Origin of the sequence: Rhodococcus jostii RHA1, assembly GCF_000014565.1 — a bacterium.
Classification (GTDB): domain Bacteria; phylum Actinomycetota; class Actinomycetes; order Mycobacteriales; family Mycobacteriaceae; genus Rhodococcus_F; species Rhodococcus_F jostii_A.
Genome location: NC_008268.1, coordinates 3,014,289 through 3,032,300 on the forward strand (window position 1 = coordinate 3,014,289; position 18,012 = coordinate 3,032,300).

At 68.9% G+C, this 18,012-nt stretch carries 16 protein-coding genes and 1 pseudogene; 7 read left to right on the top strand and 10 right to left on the bottom strand.

The genetic code is table 11. From position 1 onward, the window contains the following. Nucleotides 1–4: 4 nt before the first annotated feature. The 6 genes from paaB to RHA1_RS13945 all read right to left on the bottom strand — a co-directional run bounded on the left by paaB (nucleotide 5) and on the right by RHA1_RS13945 (nucleotide 4,974). Nucleotides 5–310, bottom strand: a complete 306-nt coding sequence (paaB, locus tag RHA1_RS13920) for a 1,2-phenylacetyl-CoA epoxidase subunit PaaB (protein WP_009475635.1) — start codon at nucleotides 308–310, stop codon at nucleotides 5–7. Further along, entirely contained in the window at nucleotides 307–1,260 is a 954-nt protein-coding gene (paaA, locus tag RHA1_RS13925; protein ID WP_011595544.1) for a 1,2-phenylacetyl-CoA epoxidase subunit PaaA, read from the bottom strand. The genes paaB and paaA overlap by 4 nt, the downstream gene beginning before the upstream one ends. Nucleotides 1,261–1,346: 86 nt before the next feature. Beyond that, entirely contained in the window at nucleotides 1,347–2,138 is a 792-nt protein-coding gene (locus RHA1_RS13930) for an enoyl-CoA hydratase-related protein (RefSeq protein ID WP_011595545.1), read from the bottom strand. Nucleotides 2,139–2,177: 39 nt separating this feature from the next. Next, entirely contained in the window at nucleotides 2,178–3,032 is an 855-nt protein-coding gene (locus RHA1_RS13935; protein WP_011595546.1) for a 3-hydroxyacyl-CoA dehydrogenase family protein, read from the bottom strand. Further along, a complete protein-coding gene (locus tag RHA1_RS13940) occupies nucleotides 3,029–3,757 on the bottom strand; it encodes an enoyl-CoA hydratase/isomerase family protein (RefSeq protein WP_009475638.1) in 729 nt (242 codons plus the stop codon). The genes RHA1_RS13935 and RHA1_RS13940 overlap by 4 nt, the downstream gene beginning before the upstream one ends. Further along, a complete protein-coding gene (locus tag RHA1_RS13945; RefSeq protein ID WP_011595547.1) occupies nucleotides 3,754–4,974 on the bottom strand; it encodes a thiolase family protein in 1,221 nt (406 codons plus the stop codon). Before RHA1_RS13945 ends, RHA1_RS13940 begins: the two co-directional genes overlap by 4 nt. Before the next feature lie 159 nt (nucleotides 4,975–5,133). Here RHA1_RS13945 and paaZ point away from each other — a divergent pair, with 159 nt between their 5' ends. From paaZ to paaI, 3 genes are read left to right on the top strand one after another with little or no spacing between them, the layout of a single operon-like run. Continuing rightward, a complete protein-coding gene (gene paaZ / locus RHA1_RS13950; RefSeq protein WP_011595548.1) occupies nucleotides 5,134–7,173 on the top strand; it encodes a phenylacetic acid degradation bifunctional protein PaaZ in 2,040 nt (679 codons plus the stop codon). Beyond that, complete coding sequence (locus RHA1_RS13955; protein WP_009475641.1) at nucleotides 7,170–7,487, top strand: EthD family reductase; 318 nt, start codon at nucleotides 7,170–7,172, stop codon at nucleotides 7,485–7,487. Before paaZ ends, RHA1_RS13955 begins: the two co-directional genes overlap by 4 nt. A gap of 7 nt (nucleotides 7,488–7,494) precedes the next feature. Then, nucleotides 7,495–7,908, top strand: a complete 414-nt coding sequence (gene paaI, locus RHA1_RS13960) for a hydroxyphenylacetyl-CoA thioesterase PaaI (RefSeq protein WP_011595549.1) — start codon at nucleotides 7,495–7,497, stop codon at nucleotides 7,906–7,908. 32 nt (nucleotides 7,909–7,940) lie between these two features. Here the strand turns inward: paaI and RHA1_RS13965 are convergent, their stop codons facing one another. Continuing rightward, complete coding sequence (locus tag RHA1_RS13965; protein ID WP_011595550.1) at nucleotides 7,941–12,431, bottom strand: PDDEXK-like endonuclease domain-containing protein; 4,491 nt, start codon at nucleotides 12,429–12,431, stop codon at nucleotides 7,941–7,943. Nucleotides 12,432–12,632: 201 nt separating this feature from the next. On the opposite strand from RHA1_RS13965, the pseudogene RHA1_RS13970 reads away from it, so the two are divergent. Further along, a pseudogene (locus RHA1_RS13970) lies at nucleotides 12,633–12,968 on the top strand (beta-mannosidase); the annotation flags it as partial. 10 nt (nucleotides 12,969–12,978) lie between these two features. Here the strand turns inward: RHA1_RS13970 and RHA1_RS13975 are convergent. Next, nucleotides 12,979–13,590: a malonic semialdehyde reductase gene (locus tag RHA1_RS13975; RefSeq protein ID WP_011595551.1), complete on the bottom strand. Its 612-nt coding sequence runs from the start codon at nucleotides 13,588–13,590 to the stop codon at nucleotides 12,979–12,981. 75 nt (nucleotides 13,591–13,665) lie between these two features. Here RHA1_RS13975 and RHA1_RS13980 point away from each other — a divergent pair, with 75 nt between their 5' ends. Further along, on the top strand, nucleotides 13,666–14,004 hold the full coding sequence (locus tag RHA1_RS13980; RefSeq protein WP_009475646.1) for a winged helix-turn-helix transcriptional regulator: 339 nt from the start codon (nucleotides 13,666–13,668) through the stop codon (nucleotides 14,002–14,004). Nucleotides 14,005–14,030: 26 nt separating this feature from the next. Here RHA1_RS13980 and RHA1_RS13985 read toward each other — a convergent pair whose 3' ends face one another. After that, entirely contained in the window at nucleotides 14,031–14,783 is a 753-nt protein-coding gene (locus RHA1_RS13985; protein ID WP_007301678.1) for a GntR family transcriptional regulator, read from the bottom strand. Between the two features lie 31 nt (nucleotides 14,784–14,814). Next, nucleotides 14,815–15,966, bottom strand: coding sequence for an acyl-CoA dehydrogenase family protein (locus RHA1_RS13990; RefSeq protein WP_011595552.1), 1,152 nt, complete (start codon nucleotides 15,964–15,966; stop codon nucleotides 14,815–14,817). Between the two features lie 180 nt (nucleotides 15,967–16,146). On the opposite strand from RHA1_RS13990, the gene RHA1_RS13995 reads away from it, so the two are divergent. Together RHA1_RS13995 and RHA1_RS14000 are read left to right on the top strand one after the other, a co-directional pair. After that, entirely contained in the window at nucleotides 16,147–16,995 is an 849-nt protein-coding gene (locus RHA1_RS13995; RefSeq protein ID WP_011595553.1) for an HpcH/HpaI aldolase/citrate lyase family protein, read from the top strand. Continuing rightward, nucleotides 16,992–17,999, top strand: a complete 1,008-nt coding sequence (locus RHA1_RS14000; RefSeq protein ID WP_011595554.1) for a MaoC family dehydratase — start codon at nucleotides 16,992–16,994, stop codon at nucleotides 17,997–17,999. Before RHA1_RS13995 ends, RHA1_RS14000 begins: the two co-directional genes overlap by 4 nt. The last annotated feature ends 13 nt before the right edge of the window (nucleotides 18,000–18,012 follow it).

Sequence of the window (18,012 nt, forward strand, 5' to 3'; positions counted from 1 at the left end):
AGCCTCACATGTGGGGAACGTTGTCGGGGATCTCGTAGAACGTGGGGTGCCGGTACACCTTGTCGCCGCTGGGCGCGAAGTAGGGATCCTTCTCCGACGGGCTGGAGGCCACGATCGAACTGGACCGCACCACCCAGATGCTCACGCCCTCGTTGCGGCGGGTGTAGACGTCCCGGGCGTGCCGGACGGCCATCTCGTCGTCGGCGGCGTGCAGGGATCCGACGTGAACGTGGTTGAGTCCGCGCTTGCCGCGCAAGAACACCTCGTACAGGGGCCAGTCCGCGCGTACTGCGTTGTCGTCCGTGCTCATCGTGCGTTCTCCTTGCTGCTCTCGCGGCGGGCGAAGGCCGTCGCGGCCTCCCGCACCCACGCCCCGTTCTCGTGTGCTGCCCGCCGGTTGGCGACGCGCTCGACGCTCGATGCGCCGTTGCCCTTGATCACCTGCATGAACTCGCTCCAGTCGGGCTCACCGAAGTCGTGAGCGCCGCGCTCGGCGTTCCACTTCAGGTCCGGATCCGGGAACGTCACGCCGAGCACCTCGGCCTGCGGGATGGACATGTCGACGAACCGCTGACGGAGTTCGTCGTTGGTGTGCCGCTTGATGCGCCACTTCATGGACTGCTCGGAGTTGGGCGACTGATCGTCCGGCGGACCGAACATCATCAGCGCCGGCCACCACCAGCGGTTCACCGACTCCTGCACCATCTCGCGCTGGGCGTCGGTGCCGCGCATCATCGTCATCAGCAGTTCGAAGCCCTGACGCTGGTGGAACGACTCCTCCTTGCACACCCGGATCATCGCCCGCGCGTACGGCCCGAAGGAGCTGCGGCACAACGGGACCTGGTTGCAGATCGCGGCGCCGTCGACGAGCCAGCCGATCACGCCGACGTCGGCGTAGGTCAGCGTCGGGTAGTTGAAGATCGAGGAGTACTTCTGCTTGCCTTCGATCAGCTTCTCGGTGAGGTCGGCGCGATCGGCTCCGAGCGTCTCGGCGGCCGAGTACAGGTACAGGCCGTGCCCGGCCTCGTCCTGAACCTTCGCCATGAGGATCGCCTTGCGGCGCAGCGACGGCGCGCGGGTGAGCCAGTTGCCCTCCGGTTGCATGCCGATGATCTCCGAGTGCGCGTGCTGCGCGATCTGCCGGATCAGCGTCTTGCGGTAGCCGTCGGGCATCCAGTCCCTCGGCTCGACCCTCTGGTCGGCCGCGATGGTGTCATCGAAGAGCTCTTGCAGCTCATCGGAAGCGTTTGACGTGGTCATATGTCCTACCTCTATTACCGAATGATCGGTTGGTATCAAGTATGCATGTCAGCCCCCGCCCACACAAGGGCGGGAGCCGAATTACGTCAGTGGCCTTCGAAGGCGGGCGTGCGCTTCGCGAGGAACGCGTCGACCGCGCTGCGGTGATCCTTCGACCGGCCGAGTTGCTCCGCGGCCCCACGCTCCCGCTCGAGCGCCTCCGACAGCCCGGTCGACGCCGCCGAGACCAGCGCCTTGACCTGCGCATACGCCGCCGTGGGACCGTCGGCCAGCTTCCGCGCCAGCGCGGCGGCCGCGTCCCCGAGTTCGGCATCGGGCACCACCCGGTGCACCAGCCCCCAGTCCAGCGCCTGCGCCGCCGTGAACCGGTCGCCGAGCATCATCAGCCCGGTCGCCCGGCTCGGTCCGAGCGCCTGCACCAGGGTGTGACTCAGCCCGGAGTCACCGGCCAGCGCGATCCCCGTGAACGCCGTGGCGAACTTGGCTCCCTCCCCCGCGATCCGGATGTCGGCGGCCAGGGCGATGCCCAGCCCCGCCCCGACACAGGCGCCGCCGACCGCGACGACGACCGGGACGCGGACCGCGGCCAGCGCCCGGAGCAGCGGATTGTAGTGCTCGGCGACGGTGTCCATCGCGTGCGCTGGGTCCGCCTCCAGCCCGGCGACGTGCTCGGCCAGGTCCTGGCCGACACAGAAGTTCTTCCCCTCCGCCTGCAGCAGCAGGGCGCGCACGCTGTCGTCGGCGGCGACCTTTTCCACCGCCGCCAGCAACTGTTCCTTCACCGCGCGGTCCAGGGCGTTGGACGCGCCCGCACGGCGCAGGGTGATGGTGGCCAGTCCCGCGTCCACGGAAAGTCCGACCACGTCGTCAGTGCTCATGAGAATGTGCCTCCTGCTGGTTGTGGTGTGGGTGGCCCGTCAGGACCAGGTGAAGAACCCCTGGCCGGTCTTGCGGCCGAGTTCGCCCTTGGCGACCTTCTCGCGCAGCAGCGCGGGCGGCGCGAACCGGTCGCCGAGCGTCTTCGCCAGGTGCTCGGCGATCGCGAGCCGGACGTCCAGTCCGACCAGATCGGTGGACCGCAGCGGTCCCATCGGGTGGCGATAGCCGAGTTCCATGGCCCGGTCGATGGACTCGGCGTCGGCGACGCCTTCCTCGAGCATCCGGATCGCCTCGAGCCCGAGGCACACGCCGAGACGGCTGGTCGCGAAGCCGGGAGAATCGTTGACCAGCACCTCGGTCTTGCCGAGCTGGGCGACCCACTCCCGGACCTTCTCGACGACGCCGGCATCGGTGGCCGGGGCGCGGACGATCTCGACGAGCGACGACGCCGGAACCGGATTGAAGAAGTGCATGCCGATCAGCCGGGCCGGGTCGCCGAGGGCACTGCCGAGTTCGGCGATCGAGATCGAACTGGTGTTGCTGGCGATTACCGTCGTGGGCGACACCGTCTTCTCGACGAGCGAGAGCACGGATAGCTTGAGGTCGACCAGTTCGGGCACCGCCTCGACCACCAGATCCAGGGCCGGCGGGAGCGCATCGGGGGCGGCCACCGTGGAGACCCGTCCGAGGATCGTCGCGGGATCGACGTCGCCGAGCTTGCCGCGTTCGTGCGCGCGGTCGAGTCCGTCGGACACCCGCTTCACGGCCGCCTCCCGGTCGCCGCTCTCGGCGATGATGACGGTGGAGCCGAGGGTGGCGAAGACCTGTGCGATACCCGCGCCCATCCGGCCGCCGCCGACCACTCCGACGTTCTTCGGTGCTGTGCTCGTCATTTCTTCTTCTCCAGAAAGGCAGTCATGCGGTCGTGTTTGTCGCGGCTCTCGAACAGCACCGCCTGCGCGATGTCGTCGGCGAACGGGTGCGAGCCCGGTGCGTCGACGATCATCTTCGTGAGCTTGAGCGCCAGCGGCGCCGATCGGGTGATGCGGTCGATGACCTTGTGCGCTGCATCGATGTGCTCGCCGGGTGCGACGACACTCATCACGAGTCCGCTGCGCAGCGCGTCCTGCGCGTCGAGGTTCCGGCCGCCGAGCAGAACCTGCTTGGCGACGGACGTGCCGACCAATTCGGGCAACCGGTAACTGGCCCCGGCCGCGGCCATGATGCCCAGCCCCGGCTCCGGGTTCCCGAAGACCGCGGTCTCGGTGGCGATGCGGATGTCACAGGCGTAGGACAGTTCGGCGCCGCCGCCGAGCGCGTACCCGCTCACCGCGGCGACGGTGGGCATCGGCAGCTTCGCGATGCGGTCGAACAAGTTGCGGTTGATGCCGGCGAACGCCTCGTCGCGGCCGCGCTCACGCAGTTCGGCGATGTCTGCGCCGCCGGCGAAGTGATCGCCCTCGCCGGTCAGCAACATCGGCTTCGGCGTCGCCTCCAGCGACGCGCACACCTGGTGCAGTTCGCCGATCATCTCCGCGTTGATCGCGTTGCGCTGTGCGGGACGATGCAGCGTGACCACCATGCGGTCGTCGCGGTCCTCGATCTTCAGTGTGTTCACGGCGCCTCGATCAACATCGCGACGCCCTGGCCGACGCCCACGCACAGCGTGGCCAGTCCGCGGCGGGCGCCTTCGCGTTCCATCCGGCCGAGCAGCGTCAGCAGGATCCGCGCACCCGAGCAGCCCAGCGGGTGGCCGAGCGCGATGGCGCCGCCGTCCGCGTTGACGATCGACTCGTCGAGCTTCAACTGCCGGATCACCCCGAGCGACTGCGCCGCGAAGGCCTCGTTGAGTTCGGCGGCGCCGAGGTCGGAGATCGACCAGTTGGCGCGGGCAAGGGCCTTGCGGGTGGCCGGGACCGGCCCCAGACCCATGACGTTGGGGGCGATACCCGCGCTCGCACTGGTGACGATGCGGCCGCGGACGGTCAGGCCGTACTTCTCCACCGCCGCCTCGCTCGCGACGACCAGGGCCGCGGCGCCGTCCGAGAGGGACGACGACGAGCCGGCGGTCACGATGCCGCCGGTGCGGAACACCGGTTTCAGCGAACCCAGCTTCTCCAGAGTGGTTCCCCGCCTGGGGGTTTCGTCGGCGGCCAGTTCACCGTCGCGCACCGGCACGGGCACGATCTCGCGCTCGAACCGGCCGGCGTCCACCGCCGCGATCGCCCGCTCCTGGCTGCGCAGCGCGAAGGCGTCGCTCTCGGCGCGGGTGACGCCCTCGAGCGCGGCGACCTCCTCGGCCGTCTCGCCCATCGACAGCGTCACCTTGCGGACGTCCGGTCCGGCCCCGGCCGGAACGTCACGGTCTGCCGCGGTGAACCGCGGGTTCGTGAACCGCCAGCCGAGCGAGGTGTCGGCCACCTCCCCCGGACGTGCCCACGGGGTGCCGGGCTTGGCCATCACCCAGGGTGCGCGGGTCATCGATTCGACGCCGCCGGCGATCACGATGTCGGCCTCGCCGCTGCGGATGGTGTGCGCGGCGGACGCGACGGCGGTCAGACCGCTCGCGCACAGGCGGTTCACCGTGTAGCCGGGAACGCTGTCGGGCAGGCCCGCGAGCAGCACGGCCATGCGGGCGACGTCCCGGTTGTCCTCGCCGGCCTGGTTGGCGGCCCCGAGGATCACCTCGTCGACGGCGTCGCCCGGGATTCCGGCCCGGCGGGCGGCCTCGGCCACGACGAGACCGGCAAGGTCGTCGGGGCGCACTCCCGCGAGCGCTCCGCCGTATCGACCCTGCGGGGTACGGGCTCCGTCCACCAGAAACACTTCGGCCACAGTCTTCTCCTTCACGGGGGTGCCGTCTATTAATAACCGAATCTTCGGTCGGTACGCAAGGGGAGGTAGCGCACGAAAAGTTGCGATCCTCCCTTGACAACCAGCGGCGGAAGCGACGATTCTGTTAACCGACCGAACGTACGGTGAAATGGAGTTGTCGTGAGCAAGTTACTGGAAAGCTACGCCGCCGGACGCTGGTACACCGCGCCGGACGAGGGAACGCCGCTGCTGAGCGCGGTCGACGGCTCCGAGGTGGCGCGCATCTCCGCGACCGGACTCGACCTGGGCGAGATGGTGACCTACGCCCGCGAGGTGGGCGGAGCGGCGCTCGGGAAGCTGACCTTCCACGAGCGTGCCGCTGTCCTCAAGGCGCTCGCCCTCACCCTCATGGCGGGCAAGGAGGAGTTCTACGCCCTCTCCACCTCGACCGGCGCCACCAAGCGCGACTCCGGCGTCGACATCGACGGCGGCTTCGGCACCCTCCTCAGCTATGCCGGCAAGGCCAGGCGGGAACTGCCCAACGACACCGTCTACCTCGACGGCGCGTTCGAGCAGCTGGGCAAGAAGGGCACGTTCCTCGGCCAGCACGTCTACACCTCGCGCCGCGGCGTGGCCGTCCAGATCAACGCGTTCAACTTCCCGGTGTGGGGCTTCCTCGAGAAGCTCGCCCCCGCGTTCATCGCCGGCGTCCCGTCCATCGTCAAGCCTGCGAGCCAGTCGGCCTATCTCACCGAACTCGTGTTCCGTCGCATCATCGAGTCCGGGCTGCTGCCCGAGGGTTCGGTCCAGCTGCTGTCGGGCAGCGCCCGCGTGCTGCTCGACCACCTCGGTGGGCAGGACTCCGTGGCGTTCACCGGATCCGCCGACACCGCGGCCACCCTGCGAGCGCACCCGAACGTCGTCGGTGAGGGCGTCCACTTCAACGCCGAGGCCGATTCGCTCAACGCGTCGATCCTCGGCTCCGACGTCGAACCGGGCAGCGAGGAATTCGACCTCTACGTCAAGCAGCTCGTCACCGAGATGACGGTGAAGGCCGGCCAGAAGTGCACCGCCATCCGGCGCGCCTTCGTGCCGTCGGCGTTGATGGACGACGTCATCGCCGCTGCCGAGGCCCGGCTGTCGCGCGTCGTGGTCGGCGCCCCCGACGCCGAAGGCGTCACGATGGGTGCGCTCGCCAGCCTCGAACAGCGCGACGAGGTCCTGAAATCGCTCCGCGGCCTGACCAAGTCGGCGCAGATCGTGGTCGGCGACCCGGAGAACTTCGACGTCGTCGGCGCCGACAAGGCGACGGGCGCGTTCCTGCCGCCGATCCTGCTGCGCTCCGACGACAAGGACGCCACCGAACCCCACGACATCGAGGCCTTCGGTCCCGTCAGCACCGTCATCGGATACGACAGCACCGACGAGGTCATCGAACTCGCCGCCCGCGGCAAGGGCAGCCTCGTCGCCTCCCTCGTCACCCGTGATTCCGCACTCGCCCGCGACATCGTGCTGGGCCTCGCCCCGTTCCACGGCCGCGTCCTCGTCCTCAACCGCGACGACGCCAAGGAATCCACCGGCCACGGCTCACCCCTGCCCGTCCTCGTGCACGGCGGCCCCGGACGCGCGGGCGGGGGCGAGGAACTCGGCGGTATCCGCGGCATCCTGCACCACATGCAGCGCACCGCGGTCCAGGCCACCCCCGACATCCTGACCGCGGTCGGAAACAAGTGGGTCACCGGTTCGCAGCGCAACGACGACGGCGTCCACCCGTTCCGGAAGAACCTTGCGCAGTTGCGGATCGGCGACACCATCGTCGGCGGCCCCCGCCAGGTCACCCTCGCCGACATCGACCACTTCGCCGAGTTCACCGGCGACACGTTCTACGCCCACACCGACCCCGAGGCGGCGGCCGCGAACCCGCTGTTCGGCGGCATCGTCGCCCACGGATACCTCGTCGTCTCCCTCGCCGCCGGTCTGTTCGTCGAACCGAATCCCGGCCCCGTCCTCGCCAACTTCGGCGTCGACAACCTCCGGTTCCTCACCCCCGTCAAGGCCGACGACAGCCTCACCGTCACGCTCACCGCGAAGCTCATCACGCCGCGCAGCAGCGCCGACTACGGTGAAGTCCGTTGGGATGCAATCGTCGTCAACCAGGACGGCGATCCCGTCGCAACGTACGACGTACTCACCCTCGTCGCCAAAGGAGAAAACGCATGAGCTTCAAGGTCGCCGTCTGTTACGGCCAGCCCGATGACCCCGAGGCGTTCGACGCCTACTACCGCGACACCCACATGCCGCTGGCCCGCAAGATCCCCGGCCTGACCGACTTCACGTGGGGCAAGTGCAGTGCCCTCGACGGCGGGACGCCGCCGTACTACGCGGTCGCGAGCCTCGTCTTCCCCGACGCCGACACCATGAAGTCCGGGTTGCAGTCCGAGGAGATGAAGCAGGCAGGCAAGGACGTCCCCAACTTCGCCACCGGCGGCGTCACCATGTACGTCCAAGAAGAAGAATCCGTCTACAACCAGTAGGAGAACCATGACTGTCGACGCGTCCGCGGAATGCCGCATCGCGCGGAAGATGTTCGAAGCCGACAATGCGTCCCAGGCGCTCGGCATCGAGATCCTCGAGCTCAGCCCCGGCCACGCAGTCGCGTCGATGGTCGTGGGTGAGACCATGGTCAACGGCCACGGCATCACTCACGGCGGGTTCGTGTTCACCCTCGCCGACACCGCATTCGCGATGGCGTGCAACGGATACGACACGCCCGCCGTCGCCGCCCGCGCCGACATCCGGTTCCTCACCTCCACCCGCCTCGGCGACACGCTCGTCGCCGAGGCCGTGGAACGGGCCCGCTACGGGCGCAACGGCATCTACGACGTCACCGTCCGGCGCGGCGACGACGTCATCGCCGAGTTCCGCGGCGACAGTCGTGCGCAGCCGCGCCCGTGAGTACTTGTTAACCGCGGGACGTTAACAAGTACTCACGGGTGCGCAGCGCTTACGGGGGCCGCGTGCTTTCCGCGCTCGGACGCGGCGGCGTCGCGCGCTGCCCGCTCGGCGGCGGCCGCCTCGATGGCGATCGCGTGATCCACCGCGTGCGGCGCGATGCCCAGGTTGTCCAGCGTCTCCCACAGACTCGACAGGGCCGCCTTCGGGTCGAGGTAGTACTCCGACTCGCGGACGCGCCAGAATGTCCAGCCGCACCGTTTGAGTTCCTGCTCGCGTTCGAGGTCCGCGATCCGCTGTTCCGGGGTGGTCGAGAACGCGTCGCCGTCGCATTCGACGGCGAGTCTCATGGTGCCACCGGTGACGACGAGATCGATGCGCCGATTGTTCACCTCGACTTGCGAATTGACGTGGTAGCCGCGTTCGGCGATGTCGTTGAACACGCGCTGCTCGAGCAGATTGTCGAACGGCGGGATCCGGACGTCGCGGTCGACGTCCTGCGGCATGGGGTCGGCCGGCGCCGGCGACGTCGACATCATGTAGCTGAGCAGGGAGTTCCGCAGGTCGGCCCGCTTCAGTTCGTCGACGGTCACGGAGTGGAACAGCCACAGCTGGTCCTGCGCGCGTGACGCCGCGACGTTGAACCGTCGCTTGTACTGGTTCGCTGTCAGCGGTGCGAAGTTCTGCTCGGGTCCCACGACCATCGACAGGAAGACGACGCTTCGTTCGTCGCCCTGGAAGTCGGGCGGCGTCCCGACCCGCAGTCGCCGCTGCTCCCACTGTTCGATGCCGATGCGTTTGACGAGTTCGGTCCGGATGGCATCGACCTGGGACTGCCCCTGCAGCACGACGATTCCGAACGTCTTGCCGTCGTAACGGGGGTCGACGAGGCATTCGATGAGCTGGTCGACGAGAGCGGCGGCCTCGACGTGGTTGGTGAGCGTCGCATCCTTGCCCGACACGGTGGCGTCGGATACATACGTATGTTTCAGCGGCGGAAGCCGGTCCGCGCCGAACTGCCGCACCGGGACCAGCGGCAGTTCGCCGTAGAACTGGGTGCTCGACCAGTTGATGATCTCGGGCATCGAGCGGAAGTGCTCGCGGAGCCGGACCACCTGCCCGAAGCTGGTGCGCAGGATCGAGAACAGGCTCGACCGCGGCGTGAGCGTGGCCTGGACGTACTCCGGAAGGTCCGGCAGGTAGGCGTCGAGCCGGGTGAACACGTCGTCGAGGGTGCCGGTGGTGGGGATGTCGGCGGGTGCGCACTGCTTGTCGTCGCCGACGACGATCACCCGCGGCGCCAGCCACAGCAGGAACAGGTTGGTGATGTCGGCCTGGCTCGCCTCGTCGACGATGACCACGTCGAAGCTGCCCGGCACGGGCGGGATCGACGCGAGGACCTGTTGCAGCGGCATCACCCACGCGGGCACCGCGCCCTGCGCCTCACCCATCGCGGATCGTGCTGCGCTGCGGTACTTCTCGGCGTACTTACCGGCGCCGGCACCGATGCTGGAGATGTGCTCGCGGTACGTCTGCAGCGCCCGCACCTGATCTGCCGTCAGGTATTCGAGGCAGTCGCGCCAGGCGGTGGCCGCCGCGAGCCGCGCCGTCAGGTGCGCGAGATCCGCGTCGACGGCGTTGAGTTCGGCTTCCAGTTCCTGTTCACGACCGGCACGGTGCTGCTCGGTGACCCATTGGCGGGCACGGCGCCACGCCCAGGCCTCCGACATCTGCCAGCTCATCTCGTCCCACTCGGTGAGCGCCGCCGTCCTGCGCACCAGTTCGTACAGCGCCGGGGCGACGGGTGAGAGTTTGTCGGACAGTTCGTCGAACAGCCGCTGATCCTGCTGCTCGACGCGGGCGACCGCGTAACGGCTGAGGGCATCCGACAGGGCCTCGTTGTCGGCCTGATCGAGTGCCGCCACCAGGGCGGTGCCTTCCGGCGACGGTCCCGCGTCGACCTCCGTGGAGACGGCCGAGACGATGGCGTCGAGTTCCGCACGGGCACTGTCCACGTCGGCTCGGGTGGTGATCGCCTCTGCGGCCCCGGCCACCGCGACGGCGTCCGAGAGAGTGCGGATCCGCGGCGCGTTCGGGGACAGCGCGAACAGTTCGCGGGCCAGCGCGTCACGCGCGACGAGGAGGGCGCGCACGCGGGCCACCCGGCCGACGATCATGTTGAGGCTGTCGACCTGGACGGCACGGGAGCCGTTCATGTCCACCGGAATCCGAAGGTCCGCCAGCAGGGTGGCGGCGGTCTGCGCGGCGTCGTGGGCGCGCAGGTGCTCGGTCACGAGCCGCACGGTGGCGGCGGTCGTGGCGGATACACCGTCGACGGTGGCGTCGAGGCCGAGTTCTTCGACGGCCTTCTGCTCGTCGCTGCGACGGAAGCGCGTCTTCCATTCGACGGCGCCGGACTCCATCGCGACGGCGAGTGCACCGATCGCCTGCAGGGCGGGTCGGGTCATGACGGCGCACTGGACGTCGTGCGCGCCGATGTAGCGGTCGGCGGCCGCAGCCGCCTCGACGATCGCGGGCAGGGCGTCCAGACGACCCCACAGGTGCGTCACCCGGCCGGAGAGGACGGTGTCGGCGAGGCTCTGGAACTGGCCGTCGAGGTCGAGGACGTCGTATGCCCGCGCCTGCAGTTCCTTGCAGTGCCGGCGAACCGTGTACGCGGTCCCGGGGTCGACGCCCCCGAGGACCTCGAGCAGATGCGCCGTCTGCGGGGTGTCGATGGGGACACTGGTCGAGGCCCGCGAGCAAAGCCGTTCGAGTTCGGCCCGGTTGGGCAGCAGCGAGTCGAGCGCGGGAAGCGTCTGACGGGACCGCTGCGCCCGTTCGGGGGACGCCGTCACCGACAGCCGGCGCAGTGTCTCGACCTCGGTGCCGGTGAGGGGCGGCTGCTCGCTCAGCAGCGGACCGGGAAGCCACTCGAAGGCGTCCTGCAGGCCCATGACCTTGCGGACGATGGTGGCGGCGGTGCCCTCGTAGCCGTCCGCGACAGCGTCGTGGAGGTAGGTCTCGGACTCGCGCAGCGCCTTCACCTGCTCGAGCACGACGGCCCGCTTCTGCACGGCCTCGTCCCGCTGGGCACGGAGATCGGCGATCTTCTGGCCCTCGCTGTGCGGGTTGAACGACGACTTCCGTTCGGCGATCGTCGCGACACTGCGGGTGAGCTCGTCGGAGCCGCCGCGGGACAGGTCGGTGATGGAGACGCACAGTTCCTGCATCTCGGGCGGAAGCTTGTCCCTCAGCACCCGGAGCGCCTGCGCCTTCTCGCTCGTGACGAGCACCCGCTGGCCGCGCGCGAGCAGCGCCGACACCAGGTTGGCGATCGTGTGAGTCTTGCCCGTGCCGGGCGGGCCTTCGACCACAACTCCGCTGTCCCCGCCGAGCCGCTCGATGATCTGCGACTGCTCGGCGTTGGCCGGGAGCGGGAAAAGCGGGTCTTCGGCGAGCGTCGACGAGGTGGCGGCGCCGGTGCGCTCGAGCCACGACAGCCGGTCTGCCGGTTCGATCGCCTCGACCAGCTGCGCGAGCCCGAGCGGAACGGTCGCGCCGTCGCGTTCGAGGTGGGAGATCATATGCTCGTAGTACTCGACCAGCGCGAAGGCACTGCGTTTGCGCAGGACCAGGGCGGGCGACAGCGTGAGGGTGCCGTCGGCGTCGGCGTCGGCGTCGGCGTCGGGCGGCCGGACGGTCTCGCGCGTCGTGACCGTCGTCATCAGCGACTTCGGCGCCCACTCCGCGAGCAGTGCGCGAACGCCGTCGCCCAGGGGCGACGCGGCGGTGTCCTGCAGTTGCTTCTGCAGCGGCATCGCGTGCGCGCTGTCGTAGACGTCGAGTCCGGTGAACAGCTGGGAGTCTTCGAGCCGGGGCTGGGAGCCCGCGATCAGCCGCACCAGCAGGTCGCCGGTCCGGGGATCGCGGTGGATGCTCGCCGACTGGGTGACCAGGTGGGTCTGGACGCCGTCCGGGCCTGCGCCCGTCAGGGTCAGCAGACCGGACGCGACGACGAGTTCGATCGACTCGGGTCGGGCGTTCAGCTCCTGCAGCATCCGCTGCAGCGACTGGTACAGATCGGCGTGCGGGCGACGCTCACGGTCTGCCTTCGCCCACGTCTGCCAGCGCGGCACGTACGCGTCGAACGCCTGCCGGACGTCGTACGCGCGGCGCACGTCGTATTCCTCGTCGGAGTCCTCGGCGTAGGCGTCGGACGCGTTCAGTTCGAGGTCGGAACGCGAGCTGTCGGAGCGGGCCGCAGCGTCCACCCAGCCGGCCAGGACCGTGGGCAGTTCCGGCGGATCCTCGACGCCGATGAGGGGCACGCGCAGAACGATGTCGCCCTGCGCGGCGTCGGAATCGAGTTGGATCGTCCGACCCTCCTGATGCAGCCATTCGACCTGTTCGTGCTGGTCGACGCGGAGAACCGGCTTCGTGCGAGCCCTGACGATCTCGCGCAGGAACTGCAGCAGGCGCTGGACGCGGCCTGCGAGCTCGGCGTCGTTTTCGGGACTCGACAATGTAAACCTCTGCGAATTCTCGGTGATGACGTGCGCTTGCCCCCGCCGTGCACACTATCGGGTCGAGGGGGTGAAGTTCGAGGCGTCATCCCCTGGCAGAGGGACTGGACGGTCGCTCGAGGTGCCGGGACGGACCGCTGTTGGTACCGACCGGTCTCTACTATTCATCCAGGACGGGTTCCGCGGATCACGACCCTCGCCGCGGTGATCGCGACCGTCGCACTGACTGCGGGGTTCACCGGCGGCGGCCAGTGCGGAACCCGGGGCGACGAGTACCAATTCGTTTCGGCGTCACCGTATGTCGACGTCGCGCAGTATCACGACTACGGCGCCGACGGCGTTCCGCTGCCCGGCGATCAGTGGAACGGCCTCGCCCGGCGCCTCGAACAGGCTGCGGCACTGGGCGAACCGCTCCTGTGGGCGTTCGTGCCCGGCCCCCGGCCCGCCGACTGCACCTATGGTCTCCGCCCGCCGACAAGGGGCGTGGTGGGCCAGTTCGGGAGCTGGGGATCCGGCACCGCCCCCGACGACACGTAGACGTGGATCGTCAGGCCCAGGAGACGGATTCTTCCGGGTCGAGCCTGGGCAGCCGGTCGAACCAGGGGTTCTCGCCCGGGTGGCCGATGTTGACCACGAGGGTCGAATGCCACTGGCCGTCGGGGAAGAATTCCTTGTCGATACCGTCGGCGTCGAATCCGGCCATCGGGCCTGCCGCCAGACCCAGCGAGCGCACGGCGAGGATGAAGTAGCCGGCCTGGAGGGCGGCGTTGAAGTCCCCGGTCTGCTTGCGCATCGGTTCGTTCGCCTCGAACACGTCGCGGAGTTCGGGACGGAACGGCAACAGTGCCGGGATGTGGTCGTGGAAACGTGGGTCGACCGCGAGGACGGCGACGGCGGGCGCCGAGGCGGTCTTCGCCCTGTTGCCCTCGTTCATGTGCTCGACCAGACGAGCGCGGCCCTCGTCGGTGCGCACGAACAGGACCCGGAGCGGCTGCGTGTTGGCCGCCGTGGGCGCCCAGCGCGCGAGTTCCCAGATCTGCGCGAGTTCCTCGTCGCTCACCGGCGTCGGAGCGAAGCTGTTGGCGGTGCGCGCCTCCGTGTAGAGCAGCGCCCGTGCCGCCTCGTCGAGTCCTCTACCTGTAGAGATTGCGTGGCTCATCTACTCCCTTTCTGCTTGTTACTTCTAAAATACTAGTTGCAGGGCCGATGCTAGCACCATTGATAGGGTGGAGGTGTGGCTGACGACGGCGAAGTGACGCACGAACCCCGTGCCTGCGACGCGGCACTCGCTCGCGCCTTCACGTTCCTCGGCAAGCGCTGGAACGGTGTGATCCTCGGCGTGCTGATGGAGGGACCGTCCACGTTCTCCGAGTTACGCCGCGGAGTGGGCGGTATCAGCGATTCGGTGCTGTCCGACCGGCTCGCCGAATTGGCCGCGGCCGGACTCGTCCTGCGCTCGGTGGAGGAGGGCCCACCGGTCTCGGTCGCGTACGAACTCACGCCGGCGGGCCGAGCGCTCCTGCCGTCCCTGAACGCCCTGACGGCCTGGGCGCGCGAGAATCTGCCGGCATAGCCGGATTCAGACGAGGACGCGGACGGTCAGCGTCCGCCGCGTCGCAGGGTCACGCGATAGGTGTAGTGCTCGGGCAGGAAGTAACTGACCGCCAACTCGACGGTCCGCCCCTCCGAATCGGAGTAGAGACGGTCGACCCGCAGCATCGAATGGCCCTCGGGGCAGCCGAGTTCGCGGGCCACGTCCGCGGGGGCGGGCGCGACCGTGATCGATTGAGCCGCCTCGACGATGGGGCTGCGCAGGTGCGGCTCCAGCAGACCGATGATCGTGTACGCGCTGACGGCGCCCTCGGACATCTCGGGCGCGTCGACGACGAGCCGGGCGATCTCGTCGGGAAGGTACACGGTGGTCAGCACGAACGGGGTGTCGTCGTGGCGTCGCCGGAACACGACCGTGTGGACGAGGTCCGTGTCGAGGCGGAGCCTGCTCGCGGCCTCGATGTCGACCCGGCGGCGCAGCGGGGAGACCACCTCCATGGTCGTGTCCGTGGACAGATTCATCAGATCCTCGATCGACCCCAGCTGACGCAGGTATCGGCCGTCGGATTCCGCGGCGAACGTCCCGCGCCCCGGGACCCGGTAGACGATGCCCTCGGCTACCAGGTCCTGGAAGGCGCGTCGCACGGTCTGCCGGCTCACGCCGTGCTGTTCCGCGAGCTCGAATTCGGTAGGGAGCTTGAGGCCGCCGCGGTACTTGCCCGCGGCTATGTGCTCACGGAGCTGCTTCGACACCAGCTGGTACGCCGGCTCCGTCTCTCGTTCTCGTTCCCTACCGTTCATCGCGCACCGATCCTACGTGCAGGTTGCCGGACTACAGACCGCCCCGCGACACGAGTTGCGAGACGATGACGTTGCGTTGGATCTCGTTGGTGCCCTCGCCGACGATCATCAACGGGGCGTCCCGGAAGTACCGCTCGACGTCGTACTCGGTGGAATAGCCGTAGCCGCCGTGGATGCGCACCGCGTTCAGGGCGATGTCCATCGCCACCTCGGACGCGTACAGCTTCGCCATCCCGGCCTCCATGTCGCACCGGTCACCGCTGTCGTACTGCTCGGCCGCATGCCAGGTCAACTGCCGGGCCGCGGTCAGCTTGGTCGCCATGTCCGCCAGGTAGTTGCCGATCGACTGATGCTTCCAGATCGGCTTGCCGAAGCTCTCCCGCTGCTGCGCATACGCCAAAGAGTCCTCGAGCGCCGCCGTCGCCACACCCAGGGCCCGGCAGGCCACCTGGATGCGGCCGGTCTCGAGGCCCTTCATCATCTGCGCGAACCCCTTGCCCGCGGTGCCACCCAGGACCGCGTCCGACGAGATCCGGTAGTTGTCGAACGACAGCTCACACGTCTCGACGCCCTTGTAGCCGAGCTTGGGCAGATCCCGCGACACCGTCAGGCCGGGACCGTGCTCGACCAGGACGATCGAAATCCCCTTGTGCTTGGGGGACGCGGCCGGATCGGTCTTGCACAGCAGCGCGATCAGCCCGGACCGGCGGGCGTTGGAGATCCACGTCTTCGACCCGGAGATCACCAGATCGTCGCCGTCGGTCTTGGCGTTGGTGGACATCGCCTGCAGATCCGACCCGCCGCCGGGCTCGGTCAGCGCCATCGTGGCCCGGATCTCGCCGGTCGCCAACTTCGGCAGATACTGCCGCTTCTGCTCCTCGGTGCCGTACAGCGACAGCAGCTTCGCCACGACGGTGTGCCCACCCATCGCCCCGGCCAGGCTCATCCACCCGCGGGCCAGTTCCTGGGTCACCTGCGCGTAACAGGGCATCGACACCGGAGATCCGCCGTACTCCTCCGGGACCGCCAGACCGTAGATCCCGATCTGCTTCATCTGCTCGATCCACTTCTCGGGGTACTCGTTGGCGTGCTCCACCGCCTGCACCGTCGGCTTCACGTCGCGGTCGACGAAGGCGCGCACCGTCTCGACCAGGTACGCCTCTTCCTCGTTCAGCTTGCCCATCACTCCACCTCGCACTCGCACAACATTTGTACGGCCATAATCCGACAATGTCTGTTTAATGTCAACGATCGGTCTTGACATGACGGCTACGCCGCTGCCAGCATCAGCAGCGCAGCCCTACCGGGCTGGCCGTACATATCCAGCCCGAACCGGGCTCCCGGACCCTAGGAATGAAGCATCGTGCAGAACCTCACCCGCAGGCGCGCCGTTCTGGTGGCCCCCGGATCCGACGAACGCAAGGCCGTCAAGGCGCTCGCGTCGACCGCCGACGAGGTGGTCCTCGACCTCGAAGACGCCGTCGCCCCGGCCAGGAAGGCCGACGCCCGCGACCTCGTCCGCCGTCTCGTGCGCGAGTCCGCCGGTTCCCGCGCCGTCTCGGTCCGCATCAACGCGCTGACCACACCGTGGGCCGAGGACGACCTCGCCCTGTGTGCTTCCCTCGGCGCCGCCCTCACGAGCATCGTGGTTCCCAAGGCGGAGACGGCACAGGATCTGGCCCACGCCGATCAGGCTCTCTCCGGTACCGACATCGGGTTGCAGGCTCTCGTCGAAACTCCGGTCGGGGTGCAGAACATCGGCGACATCACCCGGTCCGTGGCCCGGCTCGAATCCGTCATCATCGGCTACGCCGATCTCGGGGCGGCCCTCGGCCGTTCCCGCTCCGCCCTCCCCGAACACTGGCTCGCGATCCAGGACGGCGTCCTCGTCGCCGCCCGCGCAGCCGGCATCCAGGCGATCGACGGACCGTTCCTCGGTATCGCCGACGACGACGCCTTCCGCCACTCGGCCGCATGGACCAGCGCGCTCGGGTTCGACGGGAAATGGGTCATCCACCCCGCCCAGGTCGAATCGGCCGCGTCGGCCTTCACCCCCACCGACACCGCAGTCGAGGACGCGCGCCGCGTGATCGACGCACTCGCCGCCGCCGAGGCCGCGGGCAGCGGGGCCGCGCAACTCGACGGGCAGATGCTCGACGAGGCCGTCGCGGTGGCCGCACGACGGGTCCTCGCCCAGGTAGGTGCGCAGTGACGATCACGCAGACGTACGTCGGTGGACCGTACTTCGACGAACTCGAGGTGGGGCAGGTGTTCGACACCGCCCCCGCCGTCACCCTGACCAGCGGCCTCGCCGCCGCGCATCAGGCCATCCTCGGCGACCGCCTGCGGCTGCCCCTCGACGCGCACCTGTCCCGGGCCGTCACCGGATCCGGGGACGCCGTGGCGAATCCCGGCCTCGTCTGCGACGTCGCCATCGGACAGTCCACGCTCGCCACGCACCACGTGAAGGCCAACCTGTTCTACCGCGGCCTCCGCTTCCACCACTTCCCGCACCTCGGCGACACCCTGTACACCCGCACCGAAGTAGTGGGCCTGCGCGAGAATTCGGCGAAGCCCGGACGCAAACCCACCGGGCTGGCGGCACTCCGGATGACGTCCACCGACCAGGACGGCCGCACCGTCCTCGACTTCTACCGCTGCGCCATGCTCCCGCTGAGCGAGAACCCCGACGAGGACCGCGTCCGCAAGTCCGACGACCTGTCCGCGATCGGTCCGCAGACGGAGCAGTCCTTCGCCGCACCCGAGGGCTGGGACCTCGACCGCTACCGCGACAAGGTTCCCGGACAGCACTTCTCGACCGACCTCGCCGGCACCGTCTTGCGGAGCAGCGGCGACGTGGTCTCGAGCGCCCCCGAACTGGCGCGCCTCACCCTCAACATCGCGGCCACCCATCACGACGAACGGGTCGGCGCGGACGGGCGGCTCGTCTATGGCGGGCACACCATCGGCATCGCGCTCGGGCAGGCCACGCGCGCGCTGCCCAACCTCGTCACGGTCCTGGGCTGGAAGTCCTGCGACCACACCGGTCCCGTCCACGAGGGCGACACCCTCACCAGCGAACTCGAAATCGAGAGCGCCGAGGCGTTGCCCGGCGGTGGCGGAGTTCTGCATCTGCGTTCACTCGTGTTCGCGCACAACGCCTCAGCGTCCGACGTTCCCGTCCTCGACTGGCGTTTCACCGCCCTCATGGCCTGACCTCCACCATCAA

Coding starts and splice junctions, on each gene's coding strand:
- RHA1_RS13955 (WP_009475641.1), top strand. CDS start 7,170: ATGAGCTTCAAGGTCGCCGTCTGTTACGGCCAGCCCGATGACCCCGAG.
- paaI (WP_011595549.1), top strand. CDS start 7,495: ATGACTGTCGACGCGTCCGCGGAATGCCGCATCGCGCGGAAGATGTTC.
- RHA1_RS13975 (WP_011595551.1), bottom strand. CDS start 13,590: ATGAGCCACGCAATCTCTACAGGTAGAGGACTCGACGAGGCGGCACGG.
- RHA1_RS13930 (WP_011595545.1), bottom strand. CDS start 2,138: ATGAGCACTGACGACGTGGTCGGACTTTCCGTGGACGCGGGACTGGCC.
- RHA1_RS13990 (WP_011595552.1), bottom strand. CDS start 15,966: ATGGGCAAGCTGAACGAGGAAGAGGCGTACCTGGTCGAGACGGTGCGC.
- RHA1_RS13935 (WP_011595546.1), bottom strand. CDS start 3,032: ATGACGAGCACAGCACCGAAGAACGTCGGAGTGGTCGGCGGCGGCCGG.
- paaB (WP_009475635.1), bottom strand. CDS start 310: ATGAGCACGGACGACAACGCAGTACGCGCGGACTGGCCCCTGTACGAG.
- paaA (WP_011595544.1), bottom strand. CDS start 1,260: ATGACCACGTCAAACGCTTCCGATGAGCTGCAAGAGCTCTTCGATGAC.
- RHA1_RS13985 (WP_007301678.1), bottom strand. CDS start 14,783: ATGAACGGTAGGGAACGAGAACGAGAGACGGAGCCGGCGTACCAGCTG.